General features: G+C 44.1%; 11 protein-coding genes. 5 read left to right on the top strand and 6 right to left on the bottom strand.

The annotated features are described in order from the left end of the window. Window positions 1-9 precede the first annotated feature (9 nt). From hutH to pyp, 3 genes are read right to left on the bottom strand one after another with little or no spacing between them, the layout of a single operon-like run. Window positions 10-1,542, bottom strand: a complete 1,533-nt coding sequence (gene hutH, locus EYQ95_RS08450; RefSeq protein WP_111915481.1) for a histidine ammonia-lyase — start codon at window positions 1,540-1,542, stop codon at window positions 10-12. Then, entirely contained in the window at window positions 1,542-2,792 is a 1,251-nt protein-coding gene (locus EYQ95_RS08445) for an AMP-binding protein (RefSeq protein WP_111915482.1), read from the bottom strand. Before EYQ95_RS08445 ends, hutH begins: the two co-directional genes overlap by 1 nt. Continuing rightward, window positions 2,792-3,169, bottom strand: coding sequence for a photoactive yellow protein (gene pyp, locus EYQ95_RS08440; RefSeq protein ID WP_111915483.1), 378 nt, complete (start codon window positions 3,167-3,169; stop codon window positions 2,792-2,794). The genes EYQ95_RS08445 and pyp overlap by 1 nt, the downstream gene beginning before the upstream one ends. A 148-nt stretch (window positions 3,170-3,317) precedes the next feature. Here pyp and EYQ95_RS08435 point away from each other — a divergent pair, with 148 nt between their 5' ends. Then, a complete protein-coding gene (locus EYQ95_RS08435; RefSeq protein ID WP_111915484.1) occupies window positions 3,318-3,572 on the top strand; it encodes a TIGR03643 family protein in 255 nt (84 codons plus the stop codon). A gap of 1 nt (window position 3,573) precedes the next feature. Here EYQ95_RS08435 and EYQ95_RS08430 read toward each other — a convergent pair whose 3' ends face one another. Together EYQ95_RS08430 and EYQ95_RS08425 are read right to left on the bottom strand one after the other, a co-directional pair. Beyond that, on the bottom strand, window positions 3,574-4,170 hold the full coding sequence (locus tag EYQ95_RS08430) for a DNA-binding response regulator (RefSeq protein WP_111915485.1): 597 nt from the start codon (window positions 4,168-4,170) through the stop codon (window positions 3,574-3,576). Beyond that, window positions 4,167-5,279, bottom strand: a complete 1,113-nt coding sequence (locus tag EYQ95_RS08425; protein WP_207916294.1) for a sensor histidine kinase — start codon at window positions 5,277-5,279, stop codon at window positions 4,167-4,169. Before EYQ95_RS08425 ends, EYQ95_RS08430 begins: the two co-directional genes overlap by 4 nt. Window positions 5,280-5,402: 123 nt before the next feature. Here EYQ95_RS08425 and EYQ95_RS08420 point away from each other — a divergent pair, with 123 nt between their 5' ends. Genes EYQ95_RS08420 through EYQ95_RS08410 form a run of 3 tightly spaced genes read left to right on the top strand, consistent with a single transcriptional unit; the run spans window position 5,403 to window position 8,167 of the window. After that, complete coding sequence (locus EYQ95_RS08420) at window positions 5,403-6,149, top strand: ABC transporter ATP-binding protein (protein WP_111915486.1); 747 nt, start codon at window positions 5,403-5,405, stop codon at window positions 6,147-6,149. Further along, window positions 6,142-6,879 (top strand): ABC transporter permease, encoded by a 738-nt coding sequence (locus EYQ95_RS08415; protein ID WP_111915487.1) that lies wholly within the window; start codon window positions 6,142-6,144, stop codon window positions 6,877-6,879. Before EYQ95_RS08420 ends, EYQ95_RS08415 begins: the two co-directional genes overlap by 8 nt. A gap of 13 nt (window positions 6,880-6,892) precedes the next feature. Then, window positions 6,893-8,167, top strand: coding sequence for an amidohydrolase family protein (locus EYQ95_RS08410; RefSeq protein ID WP_111915488.1), 1,275 nt, complete (start codon window positions 6,893-6,895; stop codon window positions 8,165-8,167). On the opposite strand, the gene EYQ95_RS08405 is transcribed toward EYQ95_RS08410, so the two are convergent. Then, window positions 8,157-9,830: a sensor domain-containing diguanylate cyclase gene (locus EYQ95_RS08405; RefSeq protein WP_111915489.1), complete on the bottom strand. Its 1,674-nt coding sequence runs from the start codon at window positions 9,828-9,830 to the stop codon at window positions 8,157-8,159. The two genes, EYQ95_RS08410 and EYQ95_RS08405, sit on opposite strands and share 11 nt — an antisense overlap. Window positions 9,831-9,985: 155 nt before the next feature. Between EYQ95_RS08405 and EYQ95_RS08400 the strand changes: the two genes are divergently transcribed. Continuing rightward, complete coding sequence (locus EYQ95_RS08400) at window positions 9,986-12,811, top strand: EAL domain-containing protein (protein WP_132327479.1); 2,826 nt, start codon at window positions 9,986-9,988, stop codon at window positions 12,809-12,811. Window positions 12,812-12,835: the final 24 nt, after the last annotated feature.

Below are 12,835 nucleotides of genomic sequence, written 5' to 3'. Positions count from 1 at the left end.
TACGATAGACTAAACAGGGATAGTTTGTGCGTGAGCTCTTTTGAGCCAACTATTTAAGTCGTTGTCGAGCCTTCTGTCTTCTACAACTATTTCAAAGTTCTCGCTTATATATGAGTTGAAAGATTTAAGCGAATCGGTACTGACTAGTTGCTCTTTGAGTTTATGTTGTCGTAGCCAGCACGCTTGATGCGCCGCAAGCATCGTCGCTACAGCAACCTGCTCAGTCAACTCAAGTACTCTAATTGCATCACGCGAAGCAATAGTTCCCATGCTTACCTTATCTTGGTTGTGAGACTCCGTAGAACGTGAGAAAACTGATGCCGGCATAGTAAGCTTCAATGCCTCTGCTGTCCATGCAGAGCAACCGATATGAACGGCTTTAAAACCGTGGTGGCTCGCGATTTTATTTTTAGGTGCAGCCGATAAATTTTTCGGTAATCCATTGTTCACTTTGGGGTCAAACAACAAGGCCATCTGCCGGTCATGCAAGTCTGCAAGGTTAGCCACTTGTGTTTTCAGCAAATCCATAGCCATTGCAATGTGGCCACCATAAAAGTGACCACCGTGTAATACTCGTTTGCTTACAGGGTCAACAATTGGGTTATCGTTTGCACTGTTCAGCTCATTCTCAATAGTGTGACGTAAGAAGGGTAAGGCATCTCTCACCGCACCAACAATATGTGGCGCGCAACGAAGTGAGTACCTGTCTTGTAATCGACTAGAGTTCTCTTCCGCTTGCGTGTTTTTCAAATCATGTCTTAACCAACTCGCGACTTCTTGCTGTCCTTTGTGCGGCTTCACATCAAAGAGAGATTCGTCGTAATGAAATGTGTTGCCGGCAACGCCCGCAATACATAGGCCGGTAATTTTGGTCGAAAGACGCGTGAGGTATTCAGCTCTTTGCCAAGCTAAACAAGCAATTCCGGTCATCACTGCCGTACCATTCATAAGTGCCAGAGCTTCTTTAGGTTTTAGCACGTAAGGCTTTATACGAAGTTGACTAAAGACCTCAGCACTACTTCTTGTTTCTCCCTCAAAATAGACATCTCTCTCGCCGATTAAGGCACCAGCCACGTAGGATAGAGGAGTTAAATCGCCGCTTGCTCCAACACTTCCTTCTTGCGGAATCACGGGTAAGATATTTTTGTTCAAAAACAGGCACAGATATTCAAGTAGCTCCCAGCTTACTCCCGAATATCCTTGTGTTAACGAACACAAACGAACGGCTAAAATAGCGCGGACTTGTTGAGTACTAAAAGCGTCACCCAATCCACAGCCATGAAAGCGTGTGAGATTGATTGAGAGGTCTGAGGTGGTTTCTTCAGGTATCGAATGCGTGCAATCTTCACCAAATCCTGTGGTCACTCCATATACTTTCCCTTCCTGACTCAGAACACTCTCAACAACTTTAGCGCCTGCATCAATGGTTTCTTTGAAGTGACGATTTTTTGAGAGCTTTACGGGCACTCCCTTTATCGCTATCGCATGAATATCTTCAAGCGTTAATGCCCTTTCACCGAAAACAACCTCTTGCTCACTCATTAAGACTTCACCTCAATCGACCAATCCATGTCTTTCCCCATTTCTGTAGTTGGTATTTTATCCACTAATGTATAATGCACTGGCCTTTCATGCTTAAGTAAGTGCTTACTTAGCCATTCTTTAAGATCTGATATCAATACGCCTTGCTCGTGTTTGCAAAGAGGTCTTGCAACTTCTATCAAGGCCTTTAAAGAGTGATTGCCATCTAGGTTCATCGCGCGAACGCGAGCGTCGGCAACATCTCGATGTAGTTTAAGTTTCTCGCACACATAGCTTGGGAATACATTCATTCCCTTGATAGAAACAGCTTGGTCCTTTCTTTCACCCAACTGAAACTTCTGTTCGCTCAACCAAATCACTCGGTCTTGAATTTCGAACTCGCGCTCAGTATCTCGCTCGCTTAAGCAATCTTCCTTGCGTTTTAACCATCTTGGAAGGAGAGTGTACGGCTCCCCGGGTTCAGTGCGATAGCCAATACCCGCTGTTTCAGAGCTTCCGTAAACATCAACTAAAGTGTCAACGCCCTGTGACTTCAACGCAGACATCACATGAACAGCACAAGGACCCGTTGAGTTGACGATAGTTACATCAGGCTGAAAAGACATCTCCTTTTTCACAAGCTGATTTAGAAAACCAGGAAACGCGACAATAATGTCGCCAGCCTCTAGTTTCCCTGCAAAAACCGTGGAGTGAGCCCTCATACCACGTAGAACCTCAATACCGAGTTGCTCTGGAATTAATACTGTAAAAAGAAAACCATAAATATGGTGGGAAGGAACTGCCGCAATTATGCGATTAGGAGCTGCACTCCCCTCGCGCAGGAATGAACTGAAAAAGTTAACTTCCGAAAGTAGCGCCTTCCAGTCGTGTTGAATAGACTTCGGTGTACCTGTCGAACCTGAAGTATTAAAAGTGATAGACGTTGCACCGAGCTTACGGCTCTCCTCAACAACCTCGGCCCACTGTCCTACTGTTTTCACTCTGAGTAAATAGTCCTCCACACCACTCTCATGGATATGAAAGAATTTCACCACGCGCGTAGCGCAAGCCATCCACTCCATTGAATCGAGAAAAATCACGTCTTTTTCGGAAATTGATGGTTCCGACAACGAAATTTTTGTCTGCGCACTCCAAACTCGACTTTTTAAAAGCTCTGCGTCTGAATTCGGATCTGATTTCCTCAGATGAACCAGTTCATCGGCAATTAAACTGCCGATGACTGGAGCCCATTTTAAGCTCCGGTTGGACATTACAGGCGCTTCACAAACACCCAGTAAGAATCACCGACCATCGCTTTTTTCATGTGAACTTTCACCTGTGTTGGTTTCATTTCATAGTCAAACGTATACTCAAACATTGTGTTTAAATCGTCGTTTTTTACACCCTCATCAAACTTCCCTTTAAACTCAGGGCTATTTGTACACGGCGCAACTTGCGTGAAAAAGTTTTTTCCAACAACCTCTTCAGGGTTTCTTCCTGTAATATCGCCCTCTGCGGCGTTATATTTTAAAATGTTGCCCTGCGCATCAAGCTGAATCGCTCCAAAAGCAACATCATCAAATTGATCTTTGCTCATGCTTGAAAGCTTGTTTTCCACATCATCACTACCAAATTGAATAACTTCCATTTTCATCTCCTTTTTTGAATTCACTCTAGCTTTACATTTATTTTTTCAATAAAGATCAAAACATTTCCAAAAGCCTCTGCTGCACCAAATTGAGAAAATTTGCGTAATAGGAAGCACACTGAAACATTTCAAAGAGCCGGGAATACGAATGTCAGGTTTTTCAGAGGAAGACCAATCTAGAATTATAGAAATGGCTTGGGAAGACAGAACACCTTTCGAGGCCATTGAGGCACTTTACGGCCTTAGCGAACCCGAGGTCATTAAACTCATGCGGCGTGAACTCAAGCCCAAAGCCTTCAAAAACTGGCGTGCTCGGGTGAGTGGCAGAGTAACGAAGCATAAAAGCAAAAGGCCGGAAGGTGTCATACGCGGGTATTGTCCAACCCAGTATAAACTCCGTTAAATTAGAGCCAGCCTTTTTGGTGTGCAATTCTGGCGGCTTCTACTCGGTTAGACGCGTGCATTTTACTCATCGCTTCAGACAAATAGTTTCTAGCCGTACCCTCAGCAATGAACAATTCTTTTGCAATGGTTTGGGTCGACATACCCTCACCCGCAAGCTTAAGGGCTTTTCTTTCCTTGTCCGTTAAGGGATCCTCCTGGCCCAACGCTTGGAGCAACAGCTCGTTGCTAATAACTTGCTCGCCATTGGCAATACGCTTCAGTGAACTTACCAACACGTCAATCGGAGCGTCTTTCAATAAGAACCCTTGCACTGAAGCGTCTAAAGCTCTTTTGATATATCCCGCACGATTAAACGTTGTAATTATGGCTGTTTTGACTTCAGGCTTGTTCTTCACCAACCAGCTCGCGAGTTCCAAGCCCGTCATGTTTGGCATTTCTATATCTGTGAGTACGATGTCGTATTCGCTTTGCAGTAATTTTTGCTGAGCAATTAAGCCATCTTCAGCTTCTTCAACCTCATAATCGCTCTCTAGTCTCAATAAACTTGCTAGCGCAGTTCGCACCATCGTTTGGTCTTCCGCGAGTAGTATTTTCATACGGCCTCCCTGGCTTGTTTAGGGAGCATAAGCGTAACAGCACAACCGCGATTATTGGCAATGTCTACCGAACCACCCAGCTCTTTTAGTCGCTTTGAAACGCCCGACAGGCCATTACCTTCTTTAACGCCTTCGCATTCACCATTGTCAACAACGCGAACCATATAAGTATCTGAAGTTTCGTCGAAATGTATCTCGCAGTTTTGCCCTTTGCTGTGTCGAATAATATTGGTAACAAGCTCGGTAAGTGCCAAAACGAGCGCGGTTTCTCGAGTCTTTTCAATTTGCGGCGGCAAACCACTGATCGCGGTTTGAAATCCTGCGTCATGTAATCTGTGCTCAAGTCTTTTCAGTTCAAGTACTAAACCACCGTGCTGGTATCCCGACACACTTTGCCGCACCTGAGACAGGCTTTGCCGCGCTATATCACTGAGTTCCGCAAGCTGTTGCTCCGCTTCAGCGTATTGCTGCTTACTTAACTGCGCTTTCGCTAAGTCCGATTTCAGAATAATACTCGAGAGTGTATGCCCCAAGATGTCATGTAGATCTCGGGCTATGCGTTCCCGTTCTACATTTTTAGCCAACCTTTCTATTTCGTCTTCGCTGCGCTGCTTCTCACGCGCATAACGCTGCCGTAACCGCTCTACGCGTCCAAAAATAGCTACCGTTATGACGATTACAGAGCCGTAATGAATAAATAGGTCCCAGCCAACGCCCCACCAGAAATGAAACATGGCCATAGTTGCAATAACGCCAATAACAGCAAATAAAGCGATACGCCAGCGATAAGCAAAACCGACAAAAAAGCCAACATAACTAAATAAAGCTATAGAACCTGAATTAAGTGGTGTAACCAAACAAGCAATAACAAACATGCCAATAATAGGAAGCCACATGCGTTGTGGAGGCAGTTGAAAGCAGTATAAATAAAGGGCAACAAATGCAACTAACGCAACCGAAAGAACCGCTATTTGTTCCCAGGAATATGGAAACAACACCATAGGCAAGATGTAAAAACCCAGGTTAAATAAGTAAATCCAACCGTGCTTTTGGTTAGGATCAGTTTGCTCTTCAGTCATAGCTGCACCTGACAATAAATCGAATTTCATTATGAAGATTTATTGCCCCTATCTCTAGTGACAAATGTCATGAACCATTGCTGACAAACGACACTGCCGAAGTTAAACCCTGATCGTTAAAGTTCTCCCATCACACATCATGGGACCTGAAAGATGACACTGAGCTTGAATATTAAAAACCTGAATAAGTCTTATGGAAACAAACACGCACTTACCCAAGTAAACCTGCAAGCTAATTCCGGCGAGGTACTAGCCGTGCTTGGGAAAAATGGTGCGGGTAAAACTAGCCTCATTCAAAGCGTTCTTGGACTTCATACCTATCAAGCAGACTGTTTGGAAATATTAGGTGAAAAACAGGCCAACCATACCCGCTCGCAACACCTTAAAAGCCGCATAGGCGTGATGATGCAAGTTGGGTCATTGAACGCAAGCCTAAAGGTTTATGAACAACTCGATTTGTTTTCTAGCTATTACCCGACTGGATTAAGCGCGGAGAAATTAATCGAAAAATTTAAACTCGAAAATATCGCTCAGCAAAAATTCGGCAAAATTTCCGGCGGACAGCGCCAGCAAGTGCTATTTGCGATTGCTGTTACCGGCAACCCTGATCTTTTGTTTTTAGACGAACCGACGGTGGGAATGGACATTGAAGCTAGGTTCCAACTTTGGCAGCAAGTTGAACAAGCAAAAGCAGTAGGCGCCAGCATTGTACTTACCACTCACTATATAGAGGAGGCTGAACGCTTAGCAGACCGCGTAGCCATTTTAAGTGATGGTTCCATATTAAAGCAGGGAACCTTACAAGAAGTGATTGGCGAACATGATTCTCTAGAGTCCGCATACCTTGAATTTATCACCCAAAATCGTGAAACCAGCACTTCGGAGTCCACTCATGCATAACCAAAATATCTACCTCAAAGAAAGTTATTATGACTTGTTAAGCTTATGGCGCACCCCAGCATTTTTCTTGCCCGCCATTCTTTTTCCAGTGGTTTTCTACGTGTTCTTTGGCATTGTTTTTAATATGAGTTCGGGGCACGCCGAATACATGCTGGTGTCTTACGCATGCTTTGGCATGATGGGGCCTTCCATGTTCAATTATGCGACGGCGGTGGCTAGCGACCGAGCACACGGATGGCTTACTTTAAAGCGCACGTCTCCGATGCCGCTATCTGCATATATTGTGGCTAAGTTTTTCAGTAGTTTGGTTTTTGCAGCCTGTATCGCTCTTATTCTGTTTGTGGTTTCGGCAGTCTTTGCGAACGTGCAACTGTGGCCGTGGCAATGGGTTAGTTTATTCATCATTCTACTTTTGGGCACGCTTCCATTTGCACTCATTGGCTTATTACTAGGCCTGTGCCTTTCCGATAAAGCTGCGCCAGCGCTCGTTAACCTGATTTACCTACCGATGGCTTTCCTTTCAGGCCTTTGGATGCCTATTTCTATTCTTCCAGACTTCGTTGGCACTATTGCTCAGTGGCTTCCTGCTTACCATTATTCGCAGCTCGCACACGCAGTGATTGGTACTGACCAAGGGCAATCCTTGTTGCTGCATGTTACTTACTTAGTGGCTTTCTCAGCGGCAATGCTTGCTGTTGTGGCGTGGCGCTTTCAGCGCATGTCTAAATAAGGAGGGATGAACTATGAAAAAGATTTTTCTCATTATTGCAGTACTCGCAGTGTTCATTTCGGCTTTCGCATTACTGCCAACACCAGACCCAACTCCGGATGCGAAATCAAATAATTTTATTCTTGGACCTGTTCACATTTTCGATGGTCGTGATGCTATCCAGGAAAAGTTCATGGAAGTGAGAGACGGGCATATTTACGCATTGCACGAGTCGATGCCGGATAGCGATTTAGTTCACATCGATGGCCAAAGCCGCTGGGTAACTCCAGGGTTAATAGACGCTCACGTTCATGCGTGGGGCAACGCTTTAGTTCAAACCCTTTCTCGCGGTGTAACCACTGTTGTTGATATGTTTGGCGACCCCAACTTTTTGATGCAACACCGAGCCCAACGCGAAGTCTCCGAGTACACCCACAATGCTGATATTTTTGGTGCAGGGCTTTTAGTTACCGCGCCAGATGGACACGGCACCCAATATGGAATTTCGGTACCAACCATGAGTTCGCCAGACCAAGCAGAGCAACTTGTCGAGCAACGTATAGAGAGTGGTTCCGACTTTATTAAAATTGTTTACACCCGCGAAACCTCGACATACCAACATGCACCTTCTATTTCATTGGAAGAGCTAACCGCAGTAATCGAGGCAGCACATGCTAACGACATGCTGGCAATTGTTCACATTGCAGACCATGATTCAGCATTAGACGCAGTGAGAGCCGGAGCAGACGGTTTAGTGCATAGTTTTTTTGACCAAGTAGTTTCAGACGAACTAATTAGCCTCATGCAAGCAAACGGTACCTTTGTTATTCCTACCATGATTGTATACGAGGGCATGCTTCGCGATGAGTTGAACCAAGAGGTTTTGTATTCTAATGACTCATTAACTATAGAAAGATCAGCACGAAGCACATTGCAACGGAGCTTTGGAGCGGATAACCAATTCCCTGCGCATTTTTATAACAACCTGCTTGAGACAACAGGCAAAATGCATGAAGCGGGTATTCCTATTCTAGCGGGAAGCGACGCCCCCAACCCAAATACTGCTCATGGTTGGTCACTTATTACTGAAATGCTCATGCTACAAAAAGCTGGCATGCCTGCGGCAGAGGTTATCCGAGCTGCAACTGCAAATACAGCGCAGGCGTTTTCGTTAGAACACAGAGGAGTTATTCAACCCGGTGTACGGGCAGACTTCGTAGTACTGGACAGTTCACCTTTAACCGACCTAAGTGTGTTTTTAACACCGCATGAGGTTTGGAAAAATGGCTTTAGTGTAGCTACTCAGTGAGCTCTGTTTTGTGAGCCTTTTTAATGGCGTACATGCGTTGGTCTGCAAGTTCTAAAAGTGCCTTGGAAGTTTTTGCGTCTACCGGGTAATAAGCTACTCCAATACTAACACCCACTGGCTTAGGGCTTTTATATTGCTTAGCCAGTTTTTGGGTGGCGTCTTCAAAACGTTTCACAATTTCGTCGATGAAGGTTTTAGATTTAACACCATTGATTACAGCGACAAACTCGTCACCACCCACACGAGACAACACATCACTTTCACGTAACTCTGACTTCAATAAAACTGCTAACTCCACTAAGAAATCATCACCAGCAGCATGTCCCACATGATCATTCAGCGACTTGAAGTTATCTAAGTCAAAGTATAAAACCGCCGACAAATGTTCTTTATCCTCGCGGTAAGCTTCGCTACTAATAAGCTCTTCTAGTTCTCTATCTAGCGCCCTACGATTCAACAAGCCCGTAAGTGGATCTTCGTGCACCAAGCCCTCAAGTTTGTCTTGCTTTGCAATCAACTCCGAAATGTCATTGGACACGCCAATGTAGTGCGTAATTTCGCCGTCTTCACCCATCAAAGCGTCGATAGTCAACAATTGCGGAAAGGCTTCACCTGACTTCTTCCGATTCCACAGCTCCCCTTTCCAATGGCCCGTTTGGGTAATTTCTGCCCACATTGCTTGGTAGAATGATTTAGGTTGGCGACCCGAAGAAAGCATGGAAGGGTTGTTACCCACAACCTCTTCTTTGCTATACCCTGTGAGGTGTTCAAAGGCCTTATTTACGTCAGTAATTCGCGCTGAACTGTCCGCTATCATGACCGATTGGTTTGTTGCAGAAAATACGGCGGACATTAATTTCAGCTGCTCTCTTTGGCGCATTTCCTCGGTTACATCGTGTAAATAACCATGCCAAATAACAGAGCCGTCCTCCATTTTCTGTGGTGTCGATTTCCCTTCTACCCAAATCTCACCTTTTTGCGGATGGTTCACACGATAGCTTGCATTCCAATCTTGAGAATACTGCATCGATTTAGAAATGCTATTTTCTACTCTGTGTCGGTCTTTCGGCGACAGCACATCCATTACAATAGAGGCGTCTTCTATAATCTGTTCTGGCTTACAGCCATATATTTCTTCAACTTTCGCAGATGCAAATGGAAAGGATGCATTGCCTTGGCTATCGATTTTGTATTGGTATACGAAACCAGGAAGATTGTCGGTAAATAGCTCTAATTTTTGCTTTAGCCGCTCTATTTCTTTTTCTTTTTCCCACTGCTCGGTAATGTCTACATGAATGCCGTACATCCATTCGGGGTTACCGTCTTTGTCCCATGTGAAAACTTTACCCTTATCGAGCACTTTAACTAAGTGGCCTTGTTTGTGCCTCATACGTGCTTCACAAACATATTGCTCGGTTTTTCCAGTGAAGTGTTCTTGCAACTTTTGGTTGGACAATTCGAGATCTTCTTCGTGGGCAAAACTCATCCAAGTTTCAATGGAAACAGGAGAAATTTCACTAAGTGTATAACCAATAATATTGGCCCATGCTTCATTAAAACGCGTTTCCCCAGTTTGTACATTCCACACCCAAGTTCCGACGTTACCGCCTTCCAATATGAGATGGTTATCTTGCGCGAGTTGTTCGAAATCTCGGTTAGTCATGGCATACGACCAAGTATTTATATTAGCTTTCAATAATATCAGTTATAATATAATTTACTTTGAGTATTGTTGGATTGATTTATATCAACTCTTTAGTGCTTTTTTGTTGGTAGCATTAACAACTAGTAATGAAATTGAGCACGGGAACCTAACCCTTGAACATACACGCTTCTCATAGGAAAGATTTTAAACAAAGCCGCGCGCTCTTTTTAATTATGTTAGTTGTGGCAGCTTTTGGCTTTGTGGCTCAAATTAGCGGTGTATTTTCCATTCAGCCAGCATTTCTTGAATTACATACCATCTTTGAAATTAGCTCCGTGGTGGTTTCCGTACTTTTATTTTCTGTGGTTTGGAATACCCGTAGGTTCACCCAGTCATACAATTTGGTTGTGATGGGGTGTTTAATGCTAGTGGTGGCGATTTTAGACTTCTGCCACACCCTTTCCTACTCGGGAATGCCTAACTTTGTAACTCCTGCAGGGCCCGAGAAAGCAATCAATTTTTGGTTGGCCGCTCGATTAGCAGGCTCGATTGCTCTACTTATTTTGGCGGTTGCGCCATGGGTAAAAATACCCAAGTTTAATAGTTATAAGTTACTCAGTAGCATGCTGGTTCTGAGCTTGGTCGTTATTTACCTGGTGTTATTTCAACCACAACTTATCCCTGACACGTTCGATTCGACCACCGGGCTTACTTTCTTCAAAAAAAGCTTCGAGTATGTGCTTATTGCTATCAACGCATGCGCCGCGACCCTATTTTTTATTTCATTAAAAAACCGAAAAACGGGCACAAATAACAGCGCACTACTTAACGTAGCCTTGATTGTCATTATTAGTGAATATTTCTTCACGCTATACGCCGACGTAACTGATATTTTCAATCTTTTCGGACATGTTTTTAAATTATTTGCTTATCTGTTTTTATATCGAGCTGTGTTTGTGGAGGCTGTTACGCTGCCCTACGTGTCTCTTGCCGAAGCTAAACATCAACTTTCAGCCACTATCAGCACCCTGCCAGACTCTGTTTTTGAAATTACAAAAGACGGAGAAATTATTCACATTTATTCGAACCATGAAACGGCTGATTTAATACCCCAGGACCCGCTTGGTCAAAATATTTTTCAAATACTTCCCGACAAAGCAGGAAAGCAACTGAAAGTAGCAATGGTTCAAGCATTTCGTTCAGGTAAAAGTAAACGCAGTGTATTTGAGCTGTGCCACGAGTACTTTGTGGAAGCTTCCGTAGCACTAAATAAAAGCGCCCCTGGAGAACAAACTACATACCTCGTTGTCGCACGAAATATCTCAGACAGAGTTCAACAGTTGGAAGAAATAAGAACGCTGTCTATGGTGGTTGACCAAAGTCCTATTCCTATTTTAATTACCAATACCAAAGCCGAAATTGAATATGCAAACCAAGCTTATTCTCGCTTTTCTGGCTACTCCCTGCCTGAGCTTTTAGGGAAAAACCCCAATATAGTAGCCTCGGCAAAAAACAGACCTGCAATATACGAAGATATGTGGGAAAAATTAGTAAACAAAACCATGTGGCAAGGCGACATCATTAATGTCGATGCGCAAGGTAATGAGATAGTTCAACGAGCTACGATTTACCCCATTCACAATGAAGAAGGCGAAACCTATAAATACATTTCTTTCCAACCCGACGTTACCGAACTACTAGAAAGCCAAGCCCGTGTAGACCAACTTTTTTATTACGACGAAATCACCAAGCTACCCAATGGCAACGCGTTTGAGTCGACCTATGGCAACTTAAAAGAGCCTCAAGGAGCGGTTTTCTATATTGATTTAGATAACTTCAAACTCGTAAACGACGGATTAGGCATAGAGGTGGGTAACCATGTTTTATTCACGCTTGGGGAAGCAGTAGCAAGAGTTATGGCTAATCATGGTAAAGCTTTCCGACTCTCCGGAGATGTTTTCGCAGGCATTGCTCCAGAAACTCCAGCAAATGAGGCAGCGCAAATTGCCGATGAATTGCTTGCCGCCATTCGCAAGCCCATAAAGGTAAGCGCAGAAGTCATTGTGGTCACCGCGTCTATCGGTATTCATTTATACAAAAAGGTCATTCACTCGGTGGAAGACACGTTGCGTTCGGCAGAAGCAGCCATGTACCACGCAAAACAAAGCGGACGAAATAACTTCCAGTTTTTTGAACCACGGTTACAACAAGAAGCAAACCGACAGCTTCAAATTCTTAATGCGTTAAATTTCGCCATTGAAAAGAACGAATTTCATTTAGTATTCCAGCCGCAAGTACGAACTCACGAAACCGTTCCTTTTGGCGCGGAAGTTTTAGTGCGATGGGAGTCTTCAACGCTTGGCGTTGTGCCGCCTGGAGAATTTATTCCGCTTGCAGAAATGGGCGGCCTCATAGGCGATATAGACCGCTGGGTATTTTTAAATGCCGTACAGCAGCTACATGATTGGAAAGAGCAAGGTTTAAAAGACTTCCAACTGTCTATTAATTTGTCATCCGTGCGTTTTGAAGACCCCGAGCTTATCGATAAGTTATTGGCAAACTTAGAGCCGCTAAATGTAGAGCCTCATGAAATTGAGCTGGAATTAACCGAAACTTTGGCAATGCATCATCCAGAGCAAGCTTTAAAGACTATTCAAGCTTTGCGCGCCGAAGGATTCAAAATAGCGTTAGACGACTTCGGAACAGGGCACTCGTCAATTAGCTACTTGCAGCGTTTCGGTATAGACAAATTAAAAATAGACCGCTCGTTTGTGACCAATGTACATAAATCTCACAAAGGTATTTCGATTGCTCGCAGTATTATCGATCTGGCTCACGGCCTCGGCGTTAAAACTATTGCTGAAGGAGTGGAAACAAAAGAAGAGCTAGAGAAACTTACTGAACTCACCTGTGATGAAATACAGGGTTATTATTTCAGTAAGCCTCTTACTGCCAGAAAACTTTTTGCCTTCATTACCAGCCAGAATTCCGCTCAGTGAACAGCTGAACGTTTCTGGCTTAAC

This window comes from Lysobacter sp. N42 (assembly GCF_004344885.1).
This window is presented reverse-complemented; position numbering and strand designations above follow the sequence as displayed.